The organism is Nostoc sp. FACHB-892 (assembly GCF_014698795.1).
Lineage (GTDB): Bacteria > Cyanobacteriota > Cyanobacteriia > Cyanobacteriales > Nostocaceae > Nostoc.
The window spans coordinates 55,091-81,821 of the sequence record NZ_JACJTR010000019.1; the positions used below are offsets into that span (position 1 = coordinate 55,091).

27 protein-coding genes are annotated in these 26,731 nt (G+C 40.7%); 11 read left to right on the top strand and 16 right to left on the bottom strand.

All coding sequences use genetic code 11. The annotated features are described in order from the left end of the window. Positions 1-83: 83 nt before the first annotated feature. From H6G96_RS22990 to H6G96_RS23010, 5 genes are all read right to left on the bottom strand, one after another. On the bottom strand, positions 84-779 hold the full coding sequence (locus tag H6G96_RS22990; RefSeq protein WP_190913731.1) for a Uma2 family endonuclease: 696 nt from the start codon (positions 777-779) through the stop codon (positions 84-86). Positions 780-895: 116 nt separating this feature from the next. Then, positions 896-1,090: a hypothetical protein gene (locus tag H6G96_RS22995; protein WP_190913733.1), complete on the bottom strand. Its 195-nt coding sequence runs from the start codon at positions 1,088-1,090 to the stop codon at positions 896-898. Between the two features lie 21 nt (positions 1,091-1,111). Further along, positions 1,112-1,927 carry an Rpn family recombination-promoting nuclease/putative transposase gene (locus tag H6G96_RS23000; RefSeq protein WP_190913887.1) on the bottom strand — a complete coding sequence of 272 codons (816 nt, stop codon included), beginning with the start codon at positions 1,925-1,927 and terminating at the stop codon, positions 1,112-1,114. A 133-nt stretch (positions 1,928-2,060) separates the two neighbouring features. Further along, positions 2,061-2,831, bottom strand: a complete 771-nt coding sequence (gene panB, locus H6G96_RS23005) for a 3-methyl-2-oxobutanoate hydroxymethyltransferase (protein ID WP_190913735.1) — start codon at positions 2,829-2,831, stop codon at positions 2,061-2,063. A gap of 107 nt (positions 2,832-2,938) precedes the next feature. Further along, positions 2,939-4,015, bottom strand: a complete 1,077-nt coding sequence (locus H6G96_RS23010) for a two-component regulator propeller domain-containing protein (RefSeq protein WP_190913737.1) — start codon at positions 4,013-4,015, stop codon at positions 2,939-2,941. 858 nt (positions 4,016-4,873) lie between these two features. Between H6G96_RS23010 and H6G96_RS23015 the strand changes: the two genes are divergently transcribed. From H6G96_RS23015 to H6G96_RS23045, 7 genes are all read left to right on the top strand, one after another. Next, entirely contained in the window at positions 4,874-6,304 is a 1,431-nt protein-coding gene (locus H6G96_RS23015) for a form I ribulose bisphosphate carboxylase large subunit (protein WP_069072882.1), read from the top strand. 100 nt (positions 6,305-6,404) lie between these two features. Next, positions 6,405-6,812 (top strand): chaperonin family protein RbcX, encoded by a 408-nt coding sequence (locus H6G96_RS23020; protein WP_190913739.1) that lies wholly within the window; start codon positions 6,405-6,407, stop codon positions 6,810-6,812. Between the two features lie 45 nt (positions 6,813-6,857). Beyond that, entirely contained in the window at positions 6,858-7,187 is a 330-nt protein-coding gene (locus H6G96_RS23025) for a ribulose bisphosphate carboxylase small subunit (protein WP_069072884.1), read from the top strand. Positions 7,188-7,400: 213 nt separating this feature from the next. Continuing rightward, positions 7,401-8,027, top strand: a complete 627-nt coding sequence (locus H6G96_RS23030) for a GDSL-type esterase/lipase family protein (RefSeq protein WP_190913741.1) — start codon at positions 7,401-7,403, stop codon at positions 8,025-8,027. A gap of 60 nt (positions 8,028-8,087) precedes the next feature. After that, complete coding sequence (locus H6G96_RS23035) at positions 8,088-8,312, top strand: DUF2281 domain-containing protein (protein WP_190913743.1); 225 nt, start codon at positions 8,088-8,090, stop codon at positions 8,310-8,312. 91 nt (positions 8,313-8,403) lie between these two features. Next, positions 8,404-8,619, top strand: coding sequence for a type II toxin-antitoxin system VapC family toxin (locus tag H6G96_RS23040; protein WP_347242273.1), 216 nt, complete (start codon positions 8,404-8,406; stop codon positions 8,617-8,619). A 90-nt stretch (positions 8,620-8,709) separates the two neighbouring features. After that, the gene (locus H6G96_RS23045; RefSeq protein ID WP_190913745.1) at positions 8,710-9,984 is read left to right on the top strand and encodes a ribulose bisphosphate carboxylase small subunit; all 1,275 of its coding nucleotides are present in this window, start codon (positions 8,710-8,712) and stop codon (positions 9,982-9,984) included. 117 nt (positions 9,985-10,101) lie between these two features. Here H6G96_RS23045 and H6G96_RS23050 read toward each other — a convergent pair whose 3' ends face one another. Together H6G96_RS23050 and H6G96_RS23055 are read right to left on the bottom strand one after the other, a co-directional pair. Beyond that, positions 10,102-10,854 carry a hypothetical protein gene (locus H6G96_RS23050; protein WP_190913747.1) on the bottom strand — a complete coding sequence of 251 codons (753 nt, stop codon included), beginning with the start codon at positions 10,852-10,854 and terminating at the stop codon, positions 10,102-10,104. Positions 10,855-11,245: 391 nt separating this feature from the next. Next, on the bottom strand, positions 11,246-11,611 hold the full coding sequence (locus H6G96_RS23055; protein ID WP_190913749.1) for a hypothetical protein: 366 nt from the start codon (positions 11,609-11,611) through the stop codon (positions 11,246-11,248). A 1,393-nt stretch (positions 11,612-13,004) separates the two neighbouring features. On the opposite strand from H6G96_RS23055, the gene H6G96_RS23060 reads away from it, so the two are divergent. The 3 genes from H6G96_RS23060 to H6G96_RS23070 all read left to right on the top strand — a co-directional run bounded on the left by H6G96_RS23060 (position 13,005) and on the right by H6G96_RS23070 (position 15,478). After that, the gene (locus H6G96_RS23060) at positions 13,005-13,229 is read left to right on the top strand and encodes a hypothetical protein (RefSeq protein WP_190913751.1); all 225 of its coding nucleotides are present in this window, start codon (positions 13,005-13,007) and stop codon (positions 13,227-13,229) included. Between the two features lie 741 nt (positions 13,230-13,970). Further along, positions 13,971-14,174, top strand: a complete 204-nt coding sequence (locus H6G96_RS23065; RefSeq protein WP_190913753.1) for a bacteriocin — start codon at positions 13,971-13,973, stop codon at positions 14,172-14,174. Between the two features lie 716 nt (positions 14,175-14,890). Next, complete coding sequence (locus tag H6G96_RS23070) at positions 14,891-15,478, top strand: DUF3105 domain-containing protein (RefSeq protein WP_190913755.1); 588 nt, start codon at positions 14,891-14,893, stop codon at positions 15,476-15,478. Between the two features lie 159 nt (positions 15,479-15,637). On the opposite strand, the gene H6G96_RS23075 is transcribed toward H6G96_RS23070, so the two are convergent. The 7 genes from H6G96_RS23075 to H6G96_RS23105 all read right to left on the bottom strand — a co-directional run bounded on the left by H6G96_RS23075 (position 15,638) and on the right by H6G96_RS23105 (position 23,188). Beyond that, positions 15,638-16,021, bottom strand: coding sequence for a DUF2358 domain-containing protein (locus H6G96_RS23075; RefSeq protein ID WP_190913758.1), 384 nt, complete (start codon positions 16,019-16,021; stop codon positions 15,638-15,640). A gap of 74 nt (positions 16,022-16,095) precedes the next feature. Then, positions 16,096-16,680 carry a hypothetical protein gene (locus H6G96_RS23080; protein WP_190913762.1) on the bottom strand — a complete coding sequence of 195 codons (585 nt, stop codon included), beginning with the start codon at positions 16,678-16,680 and terminating at the stop codon, positions 16,096-16,098. 287 nt (positions 16,681-16,967) lie between these two features. Next, positions 16,968-17,642 carry a HupE/UreJ family protein gene (locus H6G96_RS23085; RefSeq protein ID WP_190913765.1) on the bottom strand — a complete coding sequence of 225 codons (675 nt, stop codon included), beginning with the start codon at positions 17,640-17,642 and terminating at the stop codon, positions 16,968-16,970. Between the two features lie 232 nt (positions 17,643-17,874). Next, positions 17,875-18,675: an SGNH/GDSL hydrolase family protein gene (locus H6G96_RS23090; protein ID WP_190913767.1), complete on the bottom strand. Its 801-nt coding sequence runs from the start codon at positions 18,673-18,675 to the stop codon at positions 17,875-17,877. A 186-nt stretch (positions 18,676-18,861) separates the two neighbouring features. After that, positions 18,862-20,172: an ATP-binding protein gene (locus tag H6G96_RS23095; RefSeq protein WP_190913770.1), complete on the bottom strand. Its 1,311-nt coding sequence runs from the start codon at positions 20,170-20,172 to the stop codon at positions 18,862-18,864. A 180-nt stretch (positions 20,173-20,352) separates the two neighbouring features. Next, a complete protein-coding gene (locus H6G96_RS23100; protein WP_190913773.1) occupies positions 20,353-22,104 on the bottom strand; it encodes an ABC transporter ATP-binding protein in 1,752 nt (583 codons plus the stop codon). Between the two features lie 430 nt (positions 22,105-22,534). Continuing rightward, positions 22,535-23,188, bottom strand: coding sequence for a hypothetical protein (locus tag H6G96_RS23105; protein ID WP_190913776.1), 654 nt, complete (start codon positions 23,186-23,188; stop codon positions 22,535-22,537). 413 nt (positions 23,189-23,601) lie between these two features. Between H6G96_RS23105 and galE the strand changes: the two genes are divergently transcribed. After that, positions 23,602-24,600 carry a UDP-glucose 4-epimerase GalE gene (gene galE / locus H6G96_RS23110; RefSeq protein ID WP_190913778.1) on the top strand — a complete coding sequence of 333 codons (999 nt, stop codon included), beginning with the start codon at positions 23,602-23,604 and terminating at the stop codon, positions 24,598-24,600. A 159-nt stretch (positions 24,601-24,759) separates the two neighbouring features. On the opposite strand, the gene H6G96_RS23115 is transcribed toward galE, so the two are convergent. Together H6G96_RS23115 and H6G96_RS23120 are read right to left on the bottom strand one after the other, a co-directional pair. Then, positions 24,760-25,455, bottom strand: a complete 696-nt coding sequence (locus H6G96_RS23115; protein ID WP_199339710.1) for a hypothetical protein — start codon at positions 25,453-25,455, stop codon at positions 24,760-24,762. After that, positions 25,430-26,701, bottom strand: a complete 1,272-nt coding sequence (locus H6G96_RS23120; RefSeq protein WP_190913781.1) for a sulfite exporter TauE/SafE family protein — start codon at positions 26,699-26,701, stop codon at positions 25,430-25,432. Before H6G96_RS23120 ends, H6G96_RS23115 begins: the two co-directional genes overlap by 26 nt. Positions 26,702-26,731 lie beyond the last annotated feature (30 nt).

The following is a 26,731-nucleotide window of genomic DNA, read 5'->3' on the forward strand; positions in this document are numbered from 1 at the left end:
ATAAGTATTTATCAGCATCATAGAAGTAAAAATAAATAAAAGAGATAAACTTATGATTACTTCTATAAATAGAACATCAACGATTATAAATTATCTGTATCAATTCCTTTTTCTTTGAGTTTAGCTAGCAATTCTTGATAGTAATCGCGCTCTTTTTTTAATTCTTGTAAAGCCGCTTCCTTTGCTTGGCGTTCTTGTTCGCGTAACTGGTCAATTTCTACGGGTGACAAAAAGTTTTGTCCTGTGGGAGAAACGATTTCCAGCGTATCCGGTGTTAATGTAAAACGGATTCCCAAACGCGGACTTACCCAGCCATTCATCTCTTCGATAACTTCAAAACTATCCCCAGAACGCAGCAAGCCATTTAAATCGTTTTTAGCTGGATCATAAATATAATATTCTTCCACACCGTAACGCTGGTAAAACTGCAATTTTTTAGTCGTTTCTTTGAGGGTGTTACCTGGCGATAGAATTTCAAATACTACCTGTGGGGGTATATTATCTTCATCCCATTGTAAATAGGAACCTCGTTTTCCTTTTGGTCTGCCAAAGACTACCATTGTATCCGGCGCTTGTTTAAGATTCGGGCTTCCTTTAACTGGATACCAAAATAAATCTCCGGCGATAAATACATTAGTTGTCGATGCAAATAGGATTTCTAAATTTTCTTTAATTTTGACAATCCATGCAAATTGTTCTGTATTATCCGCCATTGGCTGTCCGTCACTTTCCGGGTAGATGACTTCGATGGTGGTTTCTGGTGTAACTTGTTGTACCATTGCTGCACCTCCAAGTATGGGGTTTTTAGCTGATATTTGTAGTTAAGATAGCGATCGCGTTAATCTAAAATGCTTAGATGCAAAGATGTTTGTCGCCAAACATCGCTTGTCTGAACTTATTCCTTGAGAGGCTTTTGCTGTAGTGCTTGCTGGACTTGTGCAACATCCAAATCTAACACCTGTGATATTTGTTCAACACTTAAACCCAGTGCTAGCAGTTTAGGTACAGCTTCTAACTTTGCCTCAAAACGACCTTCTTGTTTACCTTCTTGATAAACCCGTGTTTGCTTCAACTCACTTAACCCAAACATTGCTTCTATCTCCTCTCGACACTATTCATTTAGAGGCGTTTGCTGTATTGCTTGTTGGACTTGTGCAACATCCAAATCTAACGCCTGTGATATTTGTTTCACACTTAAACCTAGTGCTAGGAGTTTAGGTACAGCTTCTAACTTTGCCTCAAAACGACCTTCTTGTTTACCTTCTTCTTTGCCTTCTTGTTTAGCTTCTTGATAAACCCGTGTTTGCTTCAACTCACTTAACCCAAACATCGCTTCTATCTCCTCTCGACTTATGTTAGGCAATTTATAAACTAGAATTGTCTCTATTAATTCTAGTAATTGTTTTTGTGGTAGTTGCAAATTTACCGCTTGTTTAGTACGGTTAATTAGTTCTCTGGCGGTAGTAATAGTTGTATCTTCATTTTCAATTACTAATTTTAGGGTAGCAATACCTATTGGTAATGATGCAGCTTCACCTAGTTCATCCAAGTAAATTATACTAATACGATCACTGTTGAAGAATTCGTAGCAATCTTGTCGTTCACCAGTATCTATATTCCTTCTGGGATAAATCACCACTCCTCGCCAAGAATTTTTAGATTTATTTTGCCGCAAATAGAGAAATACTTCCGAAACTAGGCGCAAATAAATATCTGAGTCTGGTTGAAATTGAACTTCAACGAAATAAGTCGGATTTTCTTCGTTTTGAGTGGGAAGAAATACACCATCTATTCTAAAGGCAGTTTGTTTGATTTCAACTGAAGAGAATTGATAGGTATTTGCAGTTTCAGGAGGATTGCCAATCAGTTCAAAGAAGATACTGGGGAATTCTTGAAATAGGCGATAAAAGATGCTGTCAGTTTTCACTCTGGATGTTAAGGCACAATTTTGAACTTCAGCAATTTTATAATGTGTGCTGCTCTCTGATTGCATAAATTATCCCAGATGGAAAACTAGCTATTTAGCAGCTTCTTGTATTTTTTAATGGTAAATTCTATGCTTATGGAAATTTCCGATCGCGTACTTCCAGCGCATAATCTTGCACGGCTTTAGTAATCGTTTCCCGCAAGTTTGTGTAAACTTTGGCAAATGGTGGATGTTTCTCGGTAAGTCCGATTACATCTGAGGTAACTAAAACTTGTCCATCGCAGTGAGTTCCTGCACCGATGCCAATTGTGGGAATGCTTAATTTTTGTGTAATCTGCATTGCCAAATCTGCGGGGATATGCTCTAAAACTATAGAAAATACACCCGCTTGTTCCAGAGCGATCGCTTCTTGTAAAATCCTTTCACTGGCTTCTTGGGTTTTCCCTTGTTGTCGCAAACCGAGTTGATGTACTGATTGCGGTGTCAAACCGACATGACCCATTACCGGAATTCCAGCTTGAACCAAACGAGCAATAGTTTCTGTGATCGCTGGATAGCCACCTTCCAATTTTACCGCTTGAGCGCCCGTTTCCTTCAGTACCCGCCCGGCTGAGTGCATTGCTTGCTGGAGACTTTCTTGATACGTCAAAAATGGTAAATCTACCACAACTAATGCGCGTTTAACCCCACGGCGCACAGATTTGGCGTGGTAGATCATTTCATCTAAAGTTATGGGTAGTGTTGTTTCATACCCTAGAACTACTGCCATAGAGTCGCCTACAAGGATTAAGTCTACACCAGCTGCATCGATGAGTTGGGCGATCGCATAATCCCAGGCGGTCAACGCCACAATTGAACGTCCCTGTTGTTTCCATTGAATTAATTGCTGGGTAGTGATTGCCATTTTTCTAGGTGGGGAGTTAGGAGTTAGGAGTTAAGAGTGAGGAGTGAGGAGTTTTGAATTTAAAAAATTCTTTAATTTATAACTTCTAACTCCTAACTCCTAACTTTTCATTTAACGGCGCGACTGAAAGCAATATGGGGTTTTGCACTGTCGGTTTTGGGCATTAACCAAGCTAAACCTTCACTAGTGCCAATCCATAATTTATTGGCGATGTCAGGTGCAAGGGCAAGAACCCGACTAGAAGGAAGTCCAGCAACTTCTGCATCTAACACAGCTCCTGTATTTGGATTTAATCGTAACAAACCATTGTTAGTCCCGACCCAGACACTACCATCTTTAGCAAAACGTACTGCCGTTACGTCACGCCCACGCAGGCGAGTTACAGAACGCAACACTGCACCAGTTTTTGGATTAATAACTAGTAAATTATTTGGCATTCCTGCCCAAATTAATCCTTCTGGACTGATAGCTAAAGCTTGGACAGTCGTCCCTGGTAAATCGGCTATCCGCTTCATAATCGCAGCACTAGCAGTATTTACCCGCACCAATCCATCAAGAGTGCCAACCCACAGTTGACCTTCAGCATCTAAAGTCAGGGTGTTGGCGCTGACACCAGGCAGATTTTTTAATGTTGTCATAATTAGGCCTTGGTCGGGACTAATTAGGGCTAAACCGCTATCGGTTCCAGTCCACAAATAACCCCGTTTGTCAACTAACAATGACAACACCCGTTTAGAAGGCAAAAATAAATTCTGCGCGGTGATTTCGCTAGTACGGGGGTCTACTCGGAACAGTCCATCATAACTTCCTACCCACAAACGTCCTACTTTGTCTTGGGCTAAAGCACCAATAGCAACATTCGGTAAACTAACACGAGAAATAATCTTGCCGGTTTTAGGATCAATCCGCGATAGTCCCCGCCAAGAACCTACCCAAAGATTGCCGGTAACATCTCCCAGTAAGTTACCGACACGATAATCAGTTTTTGGCGAATTTTCTTGCACTCCTCGCTCGTCAGGCAAAGGTTCTACTCGCGGTGGCGGTGCAGAAGGTGGGTAAGCAGGAGTTAGATCAGATGAATTAATATCAGGGGTTTTTTGTGCCCATCCTATACTTGGCAAAGCTATCAACCCCAGCAAGATAGAAGTAGTCAATAAACTAGTACGCTTGCAAAACAATACCACGGTGACATTTCCTTAGGAGACAGTACCCATAGCCATTACCTAAACTGGCTTTGGGTTAGTTCCAGTGTTCCCCTAGTCAGGATTTTTTAAACGTCATCTGGAATTTTCCTAAAATTTTATAGGGATTGGGCATTGGGCATTAGGGAAATAATTCTTAATAACTCTTAATTCCTAACTCCTCACCCCCCACTCCCCACTCCCAAAAGCTTCTTTACAGTTATTGATGACACCTTGTAAAGTATCTGTAACAAAATGTTAAATATTTATGTAATAACAAAATTAAATATATAAGTTAAAAACTTTCAAAGAATAACTTATCGAATTATTGATATATTGTGGAATAAGTTACAAATTACGTGGTGTGCAATTTTTTATCTTTACGCTCACGACTCTGCTAAATCTCTGTCAAGTAAATTCTTTTCTGGTATCTTTTCCATCAACGGAGAAGATATAAGGAGTGTAGAGGCGGGAATGTGTGCCAGCCAGCCCAATCCCCTGAATACCCCGGTTTGTAGGGAAATTATCTAAAATCAAGCCGCAAAAGCGGAAGTTTTGGTGAAATTGAGAAGGTTTAGTTAGGTGCGAAGAAGAGGTAAAAAAGAATTTTGATTCGTAAGAAGAGGGAACAGTAGAAGCGCTAGGTCGTGTACCCCTAGAAGGGGATAACACTGGTGAGGAGGGCTACCACCGCTACCAAAGTGCAGCCGCAAAAAAACTGCTACCCTTTGCCAAAAACAACCCTTAACAAAAATTTTTACCGTTCTTTTCCCCGATGAAGGGGGAAAAAATCGGGTGAGGGGAAGTTGCACAAAACGTGATTTGATAATTAACAAGAGTGATTTCAGGGAAGGATAAAATATGTCTTACGCTCAAACGAAGACTCAGAGTAAGTCTGGGTATCAAGCCGGGGTTAAAGATTACAGACTAACTTATTACACACCCGATTACACACCAAAAGATACCGATCTTCTAGCTGCGTTCCGCATGACACCCCAGCCTGGTGTTCCTCCCGAAGAAGCAGGTGCGGCTGTAGCGGCTGAGTCTTCCACAGGTACTTGGACAACTGTGTGGACAGACTTGCTCACCGACCTTGATCGCTACAAAGGTCGTTGCTACGATATCGAACCAGTTCCCGGTGAAGACAACCAGTACATCTGCTACGTTGCCTATCCTTTGGACTTGTTTGAAGAAGGTTCTGTAACCAACGTATTGACCTCAATTGTAGGTAACGTATTTGGTTTCAAAGCTCTGCGGGCATTGCGTCTAGAAGATATTCGCTTTCCAGTAGCTTACATCAAGACCTTCCAAGGGCCTCCTCACGGTATCCAAGTTGAGCGCGACAAGTTAAACAAATACGGTCGTCCTTTGCTGGGTTGTACCATTAAGCCCAAATTGGGTCTTTCTGCTAAGAACTACGGACGCGCTGTATACGAGTGCTTACGCGGTGGTTTGGACTTCACCAAAGACGACGAAAACATCAACTCCGCACCATTCCAAAGATGGCGCGATCGCTTCTTGTTCGTAGCTGAAGCTATCAACAAAGCTCAAGCAGAAACCGGTGAAATTAAAGGTCACTACCTAAACGTTACCGCTCCTACCTGTGAAGAAATGCTGAAGCGGGCTGAGTACGCTAAAGAACTCAAAATGCCCATCATCATGCATGACTACCTAACCGCAGGTTTCACCGCCAACACCACATTGGCTCGTTGGTGCCGTGATAACGGTATCTTGCTGCACATTCACCGTGCTATGCACGCTGTAATCGACCGTCAAAAGAACCACGGTATCCACTTCCGTGTATTGGCTAAAGCTCTACGTTTGTCTGGTGGTGACCACATCCACACCGGCACCGTAGTTGGTAAGTTGGAAGGTGAGCGCGGCATCACAATGGGCTTCGTTGACCTGTTGCGTGAAAACTACATTGAGCAAGACAAGTCTCGTGGTATTTACTTTACCCAAGACTGGGCTTCTCTACCTGGTGTAATGGCAGTTGCTTCTGGTGGTATCCACGTATGGCACATGCCTGCGCTAGTAGAAATCTTTGGTGATGACTCCGTACTACAATTCGGTGGTGGTACTCTGGGACATCCTTGGGGTAACGCTCCTGGTGCAACCGCTAACCGTGTCGCCTTGGAAGCCGTTGTTCAAGCTCGTAACGAAGGCCGGAACTTGGCTCGCGAAGGTAACGATATCATCCGCGAAGCTGCCAAGTGGTCTCCTGAACTAGCTGTTGCTTGCGAACTGTGGAAAGAAATCAAGTTCGAGTTTGAAGCAATGGATACCGTCTGATCTGAGTTAACGGTTAAGAGTTAAGAGTTAAGAGTTGAGATTTGCATTAATTCATAACTCTTAACTTATAACTCATAACTCTTCAGGGCTGGGGTCAAGCATGAATCTTAAGCAAATTGCGAAGGACACAGCCAAAACTCTCCAAAGCTATCTGACTTATCAGGCTCTAAGGACAGTATTGGCACAGCTAGGCGAAACGAATCCTCCATTAGAACTTTGGCTGCATAACTTTTCTGCTGGCAAAATTCAGAATGGTGAATCATACATTGAGCAACTGTTGCGAGAGAAACCAGATTTGGCTTTGCGAATCATGACTGTCAGAGAACACATTGCGGAAGAAATCATTGAATTTTTACCGGAAATGGTTCGCACTGGCATTCAGCAATCCAACATGGAACAGCGTCGCCAGCATTTAGAACGCATTACACGAATAGACACATCTAGCCCCAGTCTGCAACCAGAACAGCAAACAACTTCAGATCCGAATTTGGATAACTTATCTAATTAGTTCGGTCAACCTAGTAGTCAAAATCGCAACCCATTATCAAAAGCTATGCAAACTTTACCAAAAGAGCGTCGTTACGAAACCCTTTCTTATCTGCCACCCCTGTCTGACGCTCAAATTGCCAAACAAGTGCAGTACATCTTGAATCAAGGTTACATTCCAGCGATCGAGTTCAACGAAACTTCTGAGCCAACAGAATTATATTGGACAATGTGGAAGCTACCTTTGTTCGGTGCTAAATCCACTCAAGAAGTATTGAGCGAAGTTCAAGGATGCCGTTCTCAATTTAACAACAGCTATATCCGTGTTGTGGGTTTTGACAACATCAAGCAGTGCCAAGTTCTCAGCTTTTTGGTTCACAAACCCAACAGATACTAAAGCTAGCAAGCTTTAAATAGTTAGTTAGTTTATCCCCATAGGAGAGGTAGAATTATCTGCCTCTCCTATTTACTAGATTTTTTTTTGAAACGCAGAGGGACGCATTCGCATTAGCGTTCGCGCAGCGTCTCGCAGAGAAGGAAAACGCAGAGCAACGCAGAGAATAACTTGGTGTTTCTTTGCGTAAACCTCTGCTTTTTTTAAATATAATAAATGGAATTACAGCATCTGGCGGAAATAAGAATTTGCTTTGTTGGTGACTCTTTTGTTAACGGCACTGGCGACTCAGAATGTCTTGGTTGGACAGGGAGAGTATGTGCAAATGCTAATAAAAAAGGTTATGACATTACTTACTATAATTTAGGGATTAGGCGTGACACGAGTACTGATATAGCAAAGCGTTGGTTACAGGAAGTATCGCTTCGTTTACCCAAAGAATATGATGGCAGAGTTGTGTTTTCTTTTGGATTGAATGACACAACAGTGGAAAATGGTAAAACTCGCATAGATTTGGTAGATTCTATCAGAAATGCGCGTGAAATTTTAATTAAAGCCAAATCGATGTATCCTGTTTTGATGATTGGACTAGCACCATATGAAGAACGAGAAGATCCAGGAAGAAAGCAGAGAATTACTAATTTATCTAAACAATATGCTTCAATTTGTGAAGAATTAAATGTACCTTATTTAAACGTTTTTCCGATATTAGAAAAATCAAACATCTGGATTAATGAAGCAAGAGCTAATGATGGTGTTCATCCAAGAGCAGGCGGTTATGCAGAATTTGCCCAAATCGTGGAAAATTGGGACGCTTGGTTAAATTGGTTTACTTTAACTTAATTGATAATTCAAAGTTAGGATAGTGGTAGCACCTAATTTTTATATTCAAAGGTGGTAACTATGCAGCAAATTACTCTAGCTGAAGCATCTCAACATTTACCTGACTTAATTGAAGCAGCACTCAGTAGTGAAGAAATTATTATTATCAAAGATAATCAACCTTTGGTGAAGTTAACTCCTATCTCGCCAGTTCAACACCGTCCTAAGTATGGTAGTGCCAAGGGACTTATAACAATATCTGATGACTTTGATGAACCACTAGAAGATTTTAAGGAATATATGTAATGAGGCAGCTACTGGACACTCATATTTTTATTTGGTTTGTGATGGGTGATCCAAGAATATCAAGCACAGCATTGGTAAACTCAACTTTGGTTTGACTTTTGAAGAGTTTATCGAACAGCAAATAATTAGTAATGGTATTGAATTACTGCCAATTACCGTAGATCATATTACTGTTGTTGCCACACTACCTTTACATCACCGTGACCCATTTGACCAAATTTTAATTGCACAAGCACTCGCAGAAAATATATCTATACTGAGTGCTGATAAAATTTTTGATGCATATTCAATAAGACGTTTATGGTAGGTAGCGTTGCTTTTCTACCAAAAGATAAATAAACAGTCATCACCAAAAAAACTTAACATTACTTTAAGCAGTGCTAGGCAAAATAATTTTATGGGTTACTACATCGCTCCCCGCTTTCTGGACAAACTGGCTGTTCACATCACCAAAAACTTTCTAAAGCTTCCTGGTGTGCGAGTCCCCGTGATTTTAGGTATTCACGGACGCAAAGGTGAAGGCAAAACATTTCAATGTCAATTAGTCTTCGAGAAAATGGGTATCGAAGTGACTAATATCTCTGGCGGCGAATTGGAAAGTCCAGACGCAGGAGATCCGGCGCGGTTGATTCGGCTGCGCTATCGAGAAACAGCAGAACTAATCAAAGTACGCGGCAAAATGTGTGTACTGATGATTAATGATTTAGATGCGGGCGCTGGACGCTTTGATGAAGGCACTCAATATACTGTAAATACGCAGTTGGTGAATGCCACACTGATGAATATTGCCGATAATCCCACAGATGTGCAGTTGCCTGGAAGCTATGATTCCACCCCTTTACATCGTGTACCGATTATTGTCACAGGTAATGATTTTTCCACTCTCTATGCACCGTTAATTCGGGATGGACGGATGGAGAAATTCTACTGGGAACCAAACCGAGACGATAAGGTGGGAATTGTCAAAGGGATTTTTGAACCAGATGGGCTGTCACAAAAGGAAGTTGAACAGCTAGTTGATACATTTGTCAACCAGTCCATTGACTTTTTTAGCGCTTTGCGATCGCGCATTTATGACGAACAAATCCGCAACTACATCCATCAAGTAGGTTTTGAGCGGGTATCCTTGAACATCGTTAACAGCACTGAAGGGCCACCAGAATTTAAAAAGCCAGATTTCAGGCTGTCTCACTTAATCGAGTCTGGTAACTTCCTTGTTGGTGAACAAAAACGGGTGGAAAATTCCCATTTGGTTGATGATTACAACCGACTCAATCGAGGTAGAAATTCTCAATCTGCACCACCTGTTGCTGTAACCCCAATTAATCAGCCGTTAAGCAATGGTGCAACTCAAGAAGCAAAAACTAATGGATTCCAGAAACAGGAAGTATCAAGTCCACATTTGACTCTAGAGACACAAGAACAGATTCGGCAATTATTATCTCAAGGTTACAAAATTAGTATTGAACACGTAGATGAGCGTCGTTTCCGCACCGGTTCTTGGCAAAGTTGTGTTCATAGCCACATTGATGCCGAGTCTGATGCAATCTCAAACTTAGAGGCAACTTTGGCAGAATATAGCGGTGAGTATATCCGCTTAGTAGGTATTGATCCAAAGGCTAAACGGCGAGTTTTGGAGACAATTATTCATCGTCCGCATGGGAAAAATTAGGGATAGATAAATGAGAAAGAGCGATCGCACTAAAATTACCAAGAGCGATCGCTTTTGTCAATTCTTAAACAACTGGAAAAATATCCTTCCTCAATTGGATAGCTCAATCCTTACCCTTTAATTACAGGTAGGAGCTGAAGCCGAGTTCACCTTTGTTAAATCGTCAGTAAATACTGCTGTGTATTGATAAGGTGATGAACCAGAGCAATTCATAGGATTTGTATTAGCCGCACGGGGAGTCCACCAGGACTGTGCTTGCACAGTCAAATTTGTGCCATTCCATGATAGGTTTTGGACAAGTAGAGAGTTAGTTTTTCCATCAGTCGGCTTTTTGGAAGTTAAAAATGTTGCATAATTAACCTCGCCATTGGATGGATTGATCCGGGCTATAACTGCAACTTTTGGCCCGCCTCCGTAACCATAGCTAGTCAACCAACGCCCAGTTGCAAAGCGGCGAAAATCATTACCAGTCTGACTACCAGTGGAAGAGTAAACGCCATATAAAACATTACCCCCATCCCAATACAATCCGTAACCTCTACCATCGTCATTTGTTGTTTCGTAATCAGTTCTACACCATGATTTGATGCCACTATTAAAACGGATTGTCACAGGATTTTGGTTAGTAGATGATACTTGCTGATAACCAATGTAAATGGCTGAACTTCCATTTAATACTCTAGGCCCATTTTTAGCTTTTATTGTCGCTTCACTATCATTGCAACTGAATGTTACAGCATTACCGATAGATGAATTTACCGTTTGGGCAAACGCTGGCGGAGCTTTTTGCGTAATTAATAAATCAGCTAATAATACTACAGACAAAGAGAAACGCGCCAAATACTTCTGCAATTGGTGAGAATAAATCATGATAAAAATCTGCCGATAAATTGCCAGGGAAAACACCGTAACACTATAAACTCTAATCAAAAATTAGACAAGGAAAATCGTTGAAATTCCCAAATCACAGTACTTTAAACATCATTAGAAATGAGGCTATCTTACAAAATGCATAATTTTATATGCATGGGATTGCATGATATTGGCTGTATATAACCCTTTCTTATCAAAGAGCATCAGGAACAGAAGAAATTGCGTAGGCAAAGCCCACCAAAGGTATTGCAGTAGCCAATAACTTATGGTTTTAATGAGCAAACGCTACTTATTCATTCTCCACATCCCTTGCTAGAAGCTCTCTTCACCTTTACTTTCTGCTTCTCGCCGTGATGTAGTATATGATTTGAATATTCTCTTCTGATACTTATGCCGCACCAGATTTCAGACGGCTTAATCTGCTTTTGCGAACACGTTCGCTATCACGAATACCACCCGCCATCTCATATTCAATGCTGTTTTTGCCATACTTAAAAGCAACGCCCCTCACCATCTTATCTGTAAGATTGCTCAAGCTTTTTTCCATCTCATCAATTTTAGTTTTGGAAGAGTCAATCATAGCTAGATTGATGTTATAAGCATCAAGCATAGTGCGTAACTGCTCAATTGATTTAATCAGATTTTGCAAATCGCAATTATCGCCAAAATCCATATTTGAATCAATTGCTTTCAGTCCAGTGGATCTCAGTTCAGCTTTTTCTAAAACACGAGATGTACGTTTTGGCCTGGGCATAAATATATTCGTTAGAGAAGGTTCTAGAGATAGTTTGGCTTAGTAAAGCTGTTTTCTGGTTCAGTAAAATTCATGAATAATTTTATTTGTGATAAAACTAATACTTAAATATAAGTAATTTCTCTTAATTCCGATATTGCACTTGGTTTTTTGAACAATTGTTTTAACATTAGTGATGAATGTCGTGATGTTGATAAGTAATATTGTGATGTTAATAATGAATATCGTGATGTTGATTATGAATGTCGTGATGTTGATAAGGAATATCGTGATGTTGATTATGAATGTCGTGATGTTGATAAGGAATATCGTGATATTGATGATGAATGTCGTGATGTTGATGATGAATGTCGTGATGTAGCGGCTTGTCATCAGCAGTTCATCTGCGAGGCGCACTTTCAGGATGGAAAAAAGAAATCTAGAGTTAGAGTAAGTATTTCTGCTTAAATAAACTACGCTTGGGTTAAGACTTGATTCTTCCTAACCCTCCTTTTTACAGCAATTTTCAGGTAATTAAACCATAGTGTAGGGACGCATAGATGTCATCGGTGTCAACTTAACTTAAAATCCTGACTAGACAAAGCTTTAATAGATTCCTTCGTTTCCAACCTGAGGCTGGGAATGCCTCTTGGGGGGCTGCTGCCTTCCTTGCTAGAGGCACTGCAATGAGGGGCATTGGCTAAAAACGAGGTTTTAAAGTAATATACTATAAATTACGTATGCATATGTTATAATTATTGCATAAATTTAGGTCTTTCAGCCATGTTTAGCATCGTGCCATTGCCGTGGTGGTGTTGAAGTGGCAAGCGATTGCTTCCAATCAAGGGAATTGGACTTCTGTACTGCCAAGGGTCTAGTAAGTAAAGAATAGTTACTAATGAATACAACAGTTGATTTGAACTTGATAAATTAGTAATCAAGGCTAAATAGGTTGCCTGGCAGATTGAAAAGCCTAAAGTTCCTCGATTCCTCAGATATAGTTTAGGGTCTGTTTTCAGATACCAAACTAATTTAAATGTAGTTTGGATTGACGTAAAAAACCCCAACATTTAGGTTGTTTATTTGGGTTGCGCTTTGCTTAAATTCAACCTACAACTCAAGTTTGAAAACTCGATTCTCTTTATCTCTCAGATCGTAGTCTAGGAGAGTGTTCAGACATCCTTTTAGCTCGAATTTATCCATTTTTTGTCAACACTCTAGCTGGAAGCTTTGTAAGACAGTATTTTTACTTTTTCGTTTTCATGAAAAATCACGGAGATGGAAAAAGTTTTTGCCAAAAAGTTAGGGTTTTGTCGATACAAGAGAACCAACTTCTTAATTTTGGATAGAGTCGAGCTTAAGAAAAGTTTGATTGTCATCTATTCCAAAAATATAAGAATTAAGGAGACTTAAAATGATTGTTTCCGAATTGGATTTTGTTGATCTAACAATTTCTGAAGAATCTAATATTACAGGTGGTCAATCTAAAGATGAATACTACGTCATCTATAAAGACAAATACGCCTGTTACAGTTATTACAATGCTAAATGGGGTGGAACTTACTATAAGTGCTACCAGGATAAGTACATACCAAAGATACCAAAAAAAGAACTACAGGGGGGTACAGTACTACCTTAAGACGACAGCTAACTAAGCTTCATTGAAGGAGACAGGAGGCAGACCTACTGCCCTCTGCGTTCATTGATATGGTCTGTGGACGCGAATATATGCCCTGGCTTTTAACCTGATAATTTCAAAAACTTTGATTCGGTCATTAGGTATTGCATATTACGTATTGAGCGATCGCTCTGTGGCGACGTGATGGCATTGAGCATTAGATGCGTGTAATAGCTAGGACTGGACTGACAACTATGTTGCTCTCACGAGGGTGCGGTGCGATCGCTGTAACCGCACCCTATATCTGTGAAATCCGCGCCTAGTGCTGACCGGATACTTCTTTCAAACCTCTGCTTACTTTCCTAAATCAAAAGTCCTGTAATTTTTTTTTTAAACTTTTGTAAAAGTTGGTACTAATCTAGCAAAAATTTATAAATATGGCTTTTTAAAGTGGTAGTGCTGTGATTAAGGTATCAATCTTGATATACAACTCACAGGCATATCTTTAGTTTCGAATAGCAATATTTTGGCTAGCAAGAGGATTTATTGCGCTTTTATTTGTACGCATGAACCCTCTTATCAAAAAAATAAAAGTTTAATTAAAACATAATTCTATGATTTATGTTTTTTAAATAAGCGTTTACCTCTTTAAATCCTTGTTTTAATTCCATAGTATTGAAGTGGGATTAGATGATTTATAGCTAATCCAATTTTTTATAAAACTTTCGTAAAAACGACTAATTTAATGTTGGAGATTCCATCATGGCTAACATTAGCATTTTTGATCTAGATTCTACACTTGTTGCAAGTGATTTGACTGATAAAGAGTTGGAAAAGATTAGCGGCGGCTCTTGTACTTATGCAGGATTAAAATATGGTGCAGGAGCTAGAATTTATCAGGCTGACGGTCTTTATGAATGTAAAGATATTCGTTTTCGCCCTGATAAATGGAAAAAGGTTCAGTAAACCACAAACTTTTGAAAATCAACGTAAAAGCAAGGGTTTCAGCCATCGTAAATCAATAGTATTGACCATTGGTTTTAGAGGGATCTTAGAGCGATGTCTACGGCGGGTTACGGCTACGCTTGAAGGTAACTAGGAGTATCGTCTCAAATGCTTATTAATACGTTGTTTTTTGATAACACTCAATTCCGCTGATTATTTTGCCGTTCTGGACATACCTCATAAAAACTAACTAGGTTATGCCTTTAACAAAGTTTAACACATAACCTAGTTAAATATGATCGGTTTATACTGTCCGAATTTTATATATTGTTTTTTTAATAATAAATAGAGTAATTGGCTTGAGCAAATCTATGGTTAGCGATGCCTACGGTGGCAAGCTAAGTTTCCACTGTCGGACTTTTCATTACTTCTATTTCTTGCCCTAGCTATATTAATGAATTTCTAATAAGCTAATATCTATGATTGGTTAACTCGGTAGTTCTTTCGCTTACACCCCTACCCCTTTATATCCTTACACGCAAACTAACATAAATGTTTCACCTTATGAGCGTGGCATTTGGGTAAAACTTTAATACTTCGTAGCTGTAACGTTGAAAAAAGTCGTTAATTTATCTGAGAGTAAAGAAGAGGGTTATATGAATATCAAACTTGCTAAATCAAGTCTCTTGGTACTCTGCCTGATATGCGCTACCACCATAACTCTGCTATTTGGAAGTATGCCTGCGAACTCTCATGAATCTCCCTCACAACCTAGTAGCGCGTCAACTTCTAATTTAATAAGGAATTCTATACAAGAGTGGAAAGGTTTAATCGAACCCTTTTTAGTCCTGACACCTGAATCACCGTTGCCAGGGCTGTACCCTGGCACAATACTACCAGGAATACGTTTCCCAGATTTGGGGCAAGAACATGTGGAAGTAGGTACTTCAATCAGTTATAACTCAAATCCACCAACCTCCGGGACGCACTACCCGTACCCAGCAGCATGGGGCATATACAAAGATCCACCCGCCGATGGGTTTTTAGTACATAATTTGGAGCATGGTGGGGTGATTATTAGCTACAATCCGAAGCGAATTAAAGATCAAGAATTGTCCCAACTACGGCAGCAGGTGCGATCTTTGAGCAACTTTAACGGACGTATTATCCTAACACCACGGTTGAATCTCGACACAGCAATTGCACTCACTGCCTGGAATTACTTGCAGGAGCTTGACCGTTACAACTCTACAGCAATAAAGGTCTTTTATGATACGCATATTGCTCGCGGCCCTGAATGCCAACAAGGGCTATGTCCTACCTAATGCTTTATTGCATGAATAAGGAAATAGACAGTACGCAGCTATGCCGCAGGCTCTGCGGCATAGCTATGCTTCGGGCAAAGCCTCTCATAGAAAAAGCTTTACACTGCGCTATCAGCTTTTTCGGTCAGAATTCAGAATTCATTCTGACGACTGACGCCTCTATATCTGCTTTGATAAATGTTGCTTTACCACATCTAAGCGTGAACAATTCCAATAATCGACATGAGAGACAATCAAGCCATCAGAGTTAAGACCTAATTCACTCCAACCAGGAATAGAAATCCGTGGCTTCCAAGGAAGAGGAGTATTCCAACTGAGTGTCCACTCAGTTTTTATTGTGTCTCCTAAACGTTGAATATTATGTAAGTCCATCTTGGGATCTAAAAACCAAGTTTGGATGAAATTAATCATTTTTTTGTAACGTTTAACGCCATGAAATTTATTTAGTGGGTCTTGAAAATAAACGTCTGGGGCGTAAATGCTGTAAGTTTGATTTTCTGGGAATCTTTGATAGTCTTCTTTGAGGATTTCAATGATATCCATGTGAATAAATATATGTGTAAATTACTTTAATATGTAAACTGGGTGCGGATCACAATTCCTATTAAAAATTGAAATCAACCTTCATTCCATAATTTTTCTAACTGACGCCGCCAAGCAGCTAAAACTTCTTCTCGCGCTTCTGAGGTCTGGTTTATTTCACCCAATAATCCTTCGGCGTAAAAGCGTTCCAAGCTTTGCATAGTAGCTTGCAGAGATTGTCCTTGCTGCTTTGCTGCTTGAATAATTTGCCGGATACGACTTTCGATTAGTCGATTAAAGACATTATCTAATCCAGCCTCATGGAGAGATACAAGTCGATTAATTGCATTGGACAAATCTGCACTCACTAAACTGTCAGTGTTATGTTGAAATACTCCCCAAATTACCCCTTCATACAAAGCGTAACGTACTTCTTGAGTTTCATCAAAGTTGGCTTCTAGGAACTGTCCTAAAAATGGTTGGGCTTCTTGGATAGGCACAATAGGCAGTAAAACTCTCAGCCAAGTATTATCTTCAGAAAGCAGCACCAACAGCCGAAAAGTAGAAGTATCTATTTGCCAAGATCCAGGAGCGATCTCTACGATGGGCTGCGCCAAAGCATCAACAGCCGATGTGCCAAATAATTCTGTTAGCGTACTTGCAATTTCTTCAGGTGTCATAAGTTTTTGTTAGCTATAGCCTCTAGATTAGCGCAGAGATGCATCACCTTATACCAATTCGTAATTCTTAGTTCGTAATTCGTAATCAAGAAAGTCCTACTTAGCCTGGGTTTCAAGGTTTATATCTGTTTCATTATTTTCGTGAAATGGTATTATTCATTAAAACGCTGTGCTGCTTGCTGGACAACTTCCATCGGTAAAGATTTCAATTATTCTAAAGACGTAGTGGGGGCGCACAGCTAGGTGTACGCCCCCACAAATGAATGTATTCCACTGAATTGAAATATCTAAATTATCGAATTGCTCAAAAACACAATACCGATCGCACAGAAAGCAAAGCCAGTAATACTAATTTTCCAGGGTAAAATTCGGTTTATTTCTCCCATACCCATTGCACTACCAATTTCTCTGGCACTCATGGCAACTGTAAACAGAGTTAAGGTAATGCCTAGTATATAGGCAATTAATGGCATCGTTCCTGCCCCAATAATAGATTGAGCATCGGCGTAACCCTGAAATAAACCAGCACTAACGCCTACTAAAGCCAGTACTATAAAGTTTGGTTGATTTGGCAGCATCAGCATAGTACCAAAAACAATGGTAGAAATGGCGATGGCTATTTCTGTGCCTGGTAAATTTAGCTGAAATGAATGAATTACAATCCCCAAGATTGCTGCTAAGACAAAACATCCAGCGATCGCAGCACCACGAACAAACACAGATGAGAGTAAGCCAATAGCAATAATACCAACTAAACAATCTAACCCAATTACTGGATCTGCTAGCCCCCAAATAAAGCCTTCCCAGCAGTTAGAGATGGTATGATCAACCGATGTTCCACTCAATGAACTCAGTAAGCTAATTAAAATTAGAACTGCGATCGCTCCAATATGGCGATGCATTAACTTCAAGGTATAAAATTCCCCCCAAGCACGGGATTGTGATAATTTAGTTTTGAACATTACCATCTGCCAAATTAGTTTTTTCGGTAATTTATACTACCCATAGACACAAAAAAACTAACGTAATTACCACGTTAGATTACACTAGCTTCATCAAGTTATGTAAAGCTACAGTTATTGCAAACCTTTTCTCTGATAATAAGCTGCGTAGTCTCTCTATAAGTTGCCCGTCGCAGACATCGCCGCCAAAATACTTTATCCAACTTCTTTGAAACTATGCAAAAGGCTGTCCTTATATCTTTCTGAAGATGTCTTCAACCAAATTTTGAATTATTTCAGCATCTGTTTCACTTAAACTTTCCAATTCAACTGTGTTGCCTTCTTCTGGGGTATTAAATTGACTACTGTATATACGACGACTCAACCCTATCAAACTTCCTTTATAAAATGTTTTATAAAATACACATGCTGCTAAATATGAGCCAATAGGGCTAGGGTGGCTTTGATCTGGATTATAAAGGTTGAATTTCGGATTTGCTTCCTGAACTTTTTGCCAAACTATTCCAACAAGCGCAACTTTGGCTTTCAGTTTTTTAGCAATTGCCATGTATGAATCGGTCAATATCTGTTGCGTTTCTGGTTGATTTTGCTTTGCCCAAGTCAAGTAGAAAACTGTTTGGGAATTCACTCGTTTGATTTCGGTATCAAACAGACTAGCGTACTTGTACATTTCCTTGGGATTGGTAATCGGTAAGGTACTTTGCTCTTGGAGTACTACGTAGTCCCATTGTTTCGCTCTCAATAGCCTGAGTGCTTTACCACGTTTCCAATGGCTTTTGAGGGTAGCTCCACCGACCACAACCATTTCAGTTTCGAGCGTTCTAGTTTCTTTTGCCGACTCAGCCAACTGTTGTGTTAACCAAGGAAGATTATTGACATAGATATAGCTGTTGCCAATAAATAAAACTCTGATTGTTTGCTGTTCATTTCCTTGAAAGGAATTTGCCTCAATCGGCTTCTTTTTTAGCCAAAACAAAGCAATCATCAAAAAGAGGAATAAAGATATGTATAGTATTTCTGTGTTTATCATCATCCCTGGAATTTTGGCAGTATAACTTATTATTAGTGGACAGGCTTTTTTAAAAAATAATTCTGAGTTTTATAAATTTGTATAGGTTAAATAAAGCAAAAATTTTACCTAAATACTTCTCTGTAATTACCAAAATGGTAGTGTTTTAGATTGCTTGTTTTAAGTCTTGATGAATAAACCAAATTATCATCAAACAGATTTTATCCGAATCGGAATCTGGATGATGAACTCTGTGCCTTGAAGCGGTGTAGAAACACACTTGAGTTGACCACCATGCTTGTTGATAATTTGGTAGCTAATCGACATCCCTAGACCTGTACCTGAACCAACAGGTTTAGTTGTAAAAAATGGGTCAAAAACTTTTTGCTTTACTGCTTCTGTCATACCACAACCATTATCAGCAATCCGAATCATCACTTGATTGCTGTCTAAAACCTCAGTACGAATTCGAATCTGGGGATTATTAGCTTTAGTGATAAGTTGTTGGTTGCCAGTTATTTTGGCATTATCCACTAACAACTGACAACCAATTACTGATTCTATCAAAGTATCAATAGAATTATTCAAAATATTCATAAATACTTGATTGAGTTGCCCAGGATAGCACTCGACTTTAGGTAACTTGCCGTATTCTTTTATAATTTGAATATCTGGATAATTGATTTTGGCTTCTAAGCGATTTTGCAAAATCAAGAGAGTGCTATCAAGACCATCGTGGATATCAACTTCTTTTTTGTCTGCTTCATCTAGCCGCGAGAAGTTACGCAAGGATAACACTAGCTTGGAAATGCGCCCGGCTCCCATTTTCATGGAAGATAAGATTTTCGGTACGTCTTCTTTAATAAAATCAAGGTCAATTTCTTCAATAAAAGCTTGAATTTCTGATATTAAATGACGATCGTATTTTTGAAAAAGCGTAATTAAATTGAGTAAATTTTTAGTATATTCATCGATAATAACAATATTAGCGTCAATAAAATTCACAGGATTATTAATTTCATGGGCAATACCTCCAACTAATTGCCCTAATGAAGACATTTTTTCAGTTTGAATCAGTTGAGCTTGCGTACTTTCAAGTTCCTTTAAGGTTAGTTTCAGTTGGCAGTTAGCTGCTTCTAATTGTGCCGGACTTGGCAAAGCCAGAGCCTGGGGAATGATGGGTAACAGTGCGATCGCTGTATATAGTGAGATAATAGCCGTAATAAATTTGATGAAAGTGGACAGCCAGTAAGTTGGATGCCAAAGCGTCCATACATCCATCACATGGGTTGTGCCACAAGAGATGATAAAAGCTCCAAATAATAAAAGTATCCATTTAAAAGGGAAATCCTTTCGCTTGTGGACAAAGTAAACAAGGGCGATAGGAATAGAATAATACACCAAAGCAATTACAGAATCTGAGATGATGTTTAGCCACACTAAACTTGGTTTCCAGAGGTAACAATGTCCATGTGGAATAAATGAGCTATCAGTCAAAAAATTTTGCAAAAATTCCAGCATATATTATCAAAGGGGATGATTTGTCAAGTGTCAAATGACAAATTATACACGCTGGAGAAAAAATTGTCCTTAATATTAAATGTGGTACTAGTACAGCACGGCGTAAATAAGTAGACCATTGAAAAGTCTTAAACAGCTTATTCCATAATACTTTTGACTTTTGACTTCCGCCTTGCGATACTAGTGCAATAATTCTTCAACCTGATGCTGGCTCCACAAAGTTCTGTATAGACCCTGTTGTTGCACCAGTTCTAAGTGATTGCCTATCTGAACAATTTTTCCTTTTTCCATCACAAAAATTCGGTTAGCAGCTGCGGCCGCTGATAATTGGTGAGTAATGAAAATTACTGTTTTGCGTACACTACCACCAGAGAGATTTCTGAGGATTTGCGTGGCTGTTTGATTATCTACACTAGAGAGGGCATCATCCAAAATTAATACTGGAGCATTGACCAGCATTGCCCTAGCTAAGGCAGTACGTTGTCGTTGACCGCCAGAAAGCGTAATACCGCGTTCACCAACAAGAGTCTCATATTGCTGGGGAAAATTATTAATTTCTGATTCAATTTGGGCAAGTTTAGCAACAGATTCTATCTGCTCTTGTTCGCTAATTGGGTCACCGTAACGGATGTTATTTTTGATTGTAGTACTAAATAAAAAGCTATCTTGAGGAACGTAGGCGATCGCACCTCGCAAATCTCCCAAAGCTATCTTAGTAATATCCACCCCATCTAAAAACAATTGTTCTGATTCAATATCCAATAAGCGCGGCAAAGCATTTGCCAAAGTGGATTTTCCCGAACCAATTGCCCCAACAATGGCCACGGTTTCTCCCGGAGCAATGGTAAAGTTAACATTTTCTAGAGATGGAGCCGTGGAACCAGGGTAAGTATAGGTGAGATTTTTAGCTGTCACTTCTCCTTTAAGTTCAGCCACTGGTAGATGTATGGCATCGGCTTTATCTTGGATTTTCGGTGTAACAGAGAGAATAGATTCAAGCCGATCAATACTAACTTCACCCCGTTGGTAAGCCGTAATTGTGAATCCTAAAATGGCTGTGGGGAAAACTAGACGCTCTACATAAATTAACAATGCTAAAAAGTCGCCAACCTGAAGTGTCCCAGAGGACATCCGCGCCGCTCCTAGCCAGATGATTACCAGCGAGCTGATATTGGCTAGCCCGCCAATTAGCGGAAATAGTGTATTTCGGATTTTTGCTAGTTCCAGGTTAGCAGTCAATAGCTGCTGATTTTTCTTGGCGAAAGCTCGACGCTCATTTGCTTCTTGGGCATAGATTTTAATTAAGGCAATGCCACTGATATCCTCTTGGATGAGTTCGCTGATATCAGAGAGCTGCTCTTGGACTGCTGCTTGTTGTTTGCGTAAGCGATCGCTAAACAGACTCACTAACAAGAGCATAAAAGGATACACTGCCAGAGAGGCTAGTGTCAGATCCACACTAATCGCCAGCATTACTGGCAACGTCAAAGTGTAGGCAAACACCGTATTTGCCAAACTCAAGACTGCAAAACCTAACAATCGCTTGATATTGTCCACATCACTGGTAGCCCGATTAATCAAATCGCCAGCAGTATTACTAGCAAAATAAGCTGGCTCCAGCTTGAGTAAATGTTCAAAAATCCGTTGTTTCAGGTCAAATTCCACCTGACGCCCCACCCCAAACAGCCAAATGCGGGATGCCATCCGCATTAGCCACATTGCCGAACTGAGCAAAACAATAATTACTACGTAATGTAGTATTTCATCCCAGTTGAAGGTTGTCGACAGTTTATCAACACCACCACGAATCAACCAAGGGATATAAACGCCCAATGCATTGACAGAAAACAAAGCGAGAATCCCTAAGGATGCCTCTCGCCAATGGGGTCGTAGGTAAGCACTGAGTTTAGCGATTCGTCGAGATTTTGCCATTAAAGCAATTTTGCTACTTTATCATCCTAGATTAACTGCTAGTCGAAGCAGACAGCTATGTAGAGGGAATATCACTTGTAAATTAGCAAGAAACAATTCAGAAGTCAGGAGCCAGAATTCAGTATTTAATTCTATGGGACTGCCGTTAGCAGAGCGCTAGCTACGAACGAGCGTCACTTGTTCGCTCTTAGCTTTCTTGCAGGGTAGATGAATAAACGGGTTTAAGTCCCTCACTAAATTTTCCCACTAAATTTAAAATTTGGTGGTCTTCCCTACGGGATGCTATGCCAACAATCAGTGGCGGGTTAAATATCTCCCACTGATAGCGCAGCGTTAACTAGTCAGACGCTTCTACATCGCTAACGCAACGCTCACGAGCGTCTTGCATTCTGTATTCAGAATTCTGAATTCTGACTTCTCTTTTAGTTTTTTACCGCTGAACACGCATGAACCTATAAACTTCAGCGAGATAACTTTCCCAAGTTCTTGTTGTCAATAGTAACGTTTCCGCATTCGGTACAAAGTCTTCAAGTCTTAAACCGCGTGTGCGAATATCTTGAGGATTTCCTTGTAATAGGTAGGGAGGCACTTTCAAATTATAAGAAAGAATGCCACCCCCCGTAACATCTGAGATGTTCGCTGCGGTGGTTTGTTGCCCTAATGCCACTAGTGTCCCAGATGTTGGTGTAGCAGTTGCTACATAAGTTTCACCTGTCATTGCTAGAGGTGCCCTATAAAGGAAATAGGCGACTGCTGGTGTACTTGCTAACAGCAAAATCGTCAGTGCCCAACCTATCAAGTATCCTCCTGGTTTGTCTATTCCGCCTCCTTTGATTCTCTGAGCTGCAAAAATCATCATTAAAACAGAGGCTCCTAGAGGTCTGAGTGGAAAAGACAGCATCCTCCATAACGATGCCACAGCTGGTTCATTGGGGTTAAGAAATGATAGGGCTACGATTACCAAGATAACGACTAGGATTAATCGCCCTACAAAACTTCCAGAGGGATAAAATCGCTGGAACAGAGAATATACGATAGTGCCAATCAGCAGCCACAGCAGTACTCGGCTTAATAATAGAAACATAGATTAACTCTCAAATTTTCTGGTGCAGTGAGCCAATGTGGTGGTAAGACAGTTCTCCTTGCTTAGGATTTCCGCGCCACTTCTCTTGTTTAGAGAAAAAGTGGCTCCCCAAGAGGAACTGTCGTGCATGGTTTCCCTGCATAAAACAACTAGCGACTTCTTAGCTTTAGCGACGCTAGGAGCGTCACCCGTAAGAGTCAACCTAGAGGTTTCGGGAAATGAATTTATTTTATTGTCAAATTGTAATCGCACTGTTTGACTTAAAATACCTCAAACCTCACACCCAAAGACTACCGTCGTAGTGATTTTAGTGCAATTTTTTGCCCCTGCGTCTATTATTTATATTTTTCCAGCAGAGTAATGTAGCACCAGTAAACTAAATTAATTGAGTAATCCACTCAAAAGGAAAAACTATGTCGTCTGCAAAGCCTACCATTTTGGTAACGGGGGGAGCTGGATATATTGGTTCTCATACGGTACTTGCTTTGAAACAAGCGGGTTATAACGTTGTCATACTTGATAATCTGGTCTATGGGCATCGTGACCTAGTAGAAAAGGTTTTACAGGTAGAACTGATAGTAGGGGATACAGGCGATCGCGCGTTGCTAGATCACCTATTTAAAACCCGCGATATTGCTGCTGTAATGCACTTTTCTGCCTATGCCTACGTAGGAGAATCAGTGACTGACCCAGCTAAATACTACCGAAATAATGTTGTTGGTACTTTAACCCTGTTAGAAGCGATGCTGACGGCATCTGTAAAGAAATTTGTCTTTTCTTCTACCTGTGCTACCTACGGGGTACCAGAATTTGTACCTATTCCAGAAAACCACCCCCAAAATCCGATTAATCCCTATGGCGCTACAAAACTAATGGTAGAGCGGATTCTTTCTGATTTTGATGTTGCTTACGGTTTTAAATCAGTGCGTTTCCGCTATTTTAATGCTGCTGGTGCTAATCCCAGTGGGTTACTCGGCGAGGATCACAACCCAGAAACCCATTTGATTCCCTTGGTGTTGATGGCAGCTTTAGGCAAACGAGAATCCATCTCAATTTTCGGCACTGATTACCCTACGCCCGATGGTACTTGTATCCGTGATTATATTCACGTTAACGACTTAGCAGATGCCCATATTTTAGGATTGGAATATTTATTGAAAGGTGACGATAGCGAAGTTTTCAATTTGGGTAATGGTAGCGGCTTCTCCGTCAGAGAAGTAATTGCAGCTGCCGAACAGGTTACAGGAACTTCGATAGCAGTAGAAGAACGCGATCGCCGTCCTGGTGATCCCCCAATTCTCATTGGCAGCGGCGAGAAAGCTAGAACAATTTTAGGCTGGCAACCTCAGTATCCATCCATCAAAGATATTGTTGCTCATGCGTGGCAGTGGCATCAAAAGCGACATAAGTAAAAGTTAGGAGTTAGGAGTTAGGAGTTTGAAGTTTGAAGTTAGGAGTTAGGAGGTGTAGAAGTTAGTAAATTTTAGATTTTTCCTTCAATCCAAAATCCAAAATTGTTAAGTCTTGAATTCATAACTCTCAACTCCTCACTCCTAACTCCTAACTCCTAACTACTCCCCACTCCCTTTCATGCTTCGCAGTACGACAACTAAGATGCCGATAAATCCGAGGATTGGAAGTGCGATCGCCCAAAATGGTAATTGTTGAGATCCACCCTCTACTAAATCGCCATTGACATCTCGTAGGTTTCGTGAATTTTGTGTAGATCCGCCTGCTACAGTAACTTCAAATTTGAACTGAAATGGTTTGAATTTTGCCCCAGAGATTGGTTTACCATTTAGTTGCAACTCATAAATCCCTGGCTTGGGAAAGGTAATATCCGCACCTGGGATGCCTTGATAACGTTCAGCTGCCACAGGTTCTAACTCTGGTTCTAAAAGAGGTGGCTCTCCGGCTGCATAAGGTTGGGCATAAACAGCCAACTGACAATTACACTGTGACAGGGGAATCACCCTTCCACCTCTGCGGGTAAGCGCAAACCAAGCTTGGGCGGGTTCTCCAGCACGGGGGTTATCATTTGGTTCAATGTGGAGAGTGCCGCCAACATCTCCAGATATCTCCACTTTATGAGCTAAAGCAGGGTCAAGATTAGCTATTGGTATAACTAAAAAACTTAGGAATAATAAATACTTTATTGTTCCTTGATTCCAGAAAATGCCTTTGAGCAGGTAAGACCTTTGTTTTTGGCTTGTTGGGATGGAGCCAGAAAATAAGGATGATTTACCGCGATTTGGTTGGGGGGACATAAAACTTTTCTAAGGCTAACTTTGACCAAAAAAAGCGCGATCGCACCATCAATACAGTGAGGGTAATAATTACCATCAGTACTGCCGCTAATTTATTTCCCCAAGTTGATTGCAAGGAACCCAGGTAATGGGAACCAATTAACACAGCATGAATGGCACTCAAGAGCAAGGCTGGCACACCCAATAGATGAATCTGTCGCCAACGCTTGCCCAAAGATTTTTGCAACGATTCCCAACTCGTAAAAGCGGCGGGGGACATTAATATCAATGCTACAGCACCCGCAGCCATACCCCACTGAAATTCTGGCGGCAGGAAAGAAAAGGCGGCAAAATTCCATTGCAATGAGTGTTCTATCATGTGGACGGTGTGAACCACAGAAAGCACAAAAGATCCCACCCCCAAGGCGCGACGGTAACGCAGTGGTGAAGCCCACAAACCACTAATGGGACGCGCAATTAGCGCCAAAATTAAGCAAATTAACGCGGCGTGTCCGGTGTAATCTACCATTGTGTCACCAGTCCGCAACAAGGTGATAATGCCAATGGTGAGTGTCACCCAACCGCCTAATCGAAACAATTGATTGCGCCTGTCTTTACTTACCAATGATGTGGAAACGCCTACACCTAGCATAGTGGGCAGGGTTCCCAGTCCAAAAGCCAGCATAGTTGCCCCACCCATCCATAAATTGCCAGTTTCAGCAGCTTTAATTTGGGCAGCATACAGGAAACCACAAGGCATTAAACCCCAAGTCATCCCCAAAAGCATTGGTGTCCACCATTTGGTTTTTAAGGAAAGCTTAACCATTCCTGTGCTGAGGCGATCGTGTAAGCTACCTTGCAATAGGGGATGTAATACAGGAATGCGCGGCAGTAAATCGGGTTTTACTTGTCCTAAACCAAACCAAATCAGCATTACGCCAGTTAAAATTGCCATCCAACGCCGGAAGTCGCTACCAACACCCGCTAGCTGTCCACCTTGCAGCAATACCGAACCCAGCGCCCCAATGCCAGCGCCGACTAGAGCATAGCTCAACATCCGCCCCAGGTTTAGCAGGATATGAAATTTTAATTGCTGTTGCCAAGTGTCGGGCTTTTCTAAGGTTAATGTGCGCCCTAATGAAGCTGTATGTGGAACTTTCGGCTGATGAGATAGGGAAAACGCCACTGTTAGCGGGCCACACATCCCAAAGCAATGCCCAAAACTCCCCAGGAACCCCAGTATTGTGATCAGCAACAAATCTACCATAAAAAAAGCCCTGAGTTCTGAGTCATGAGT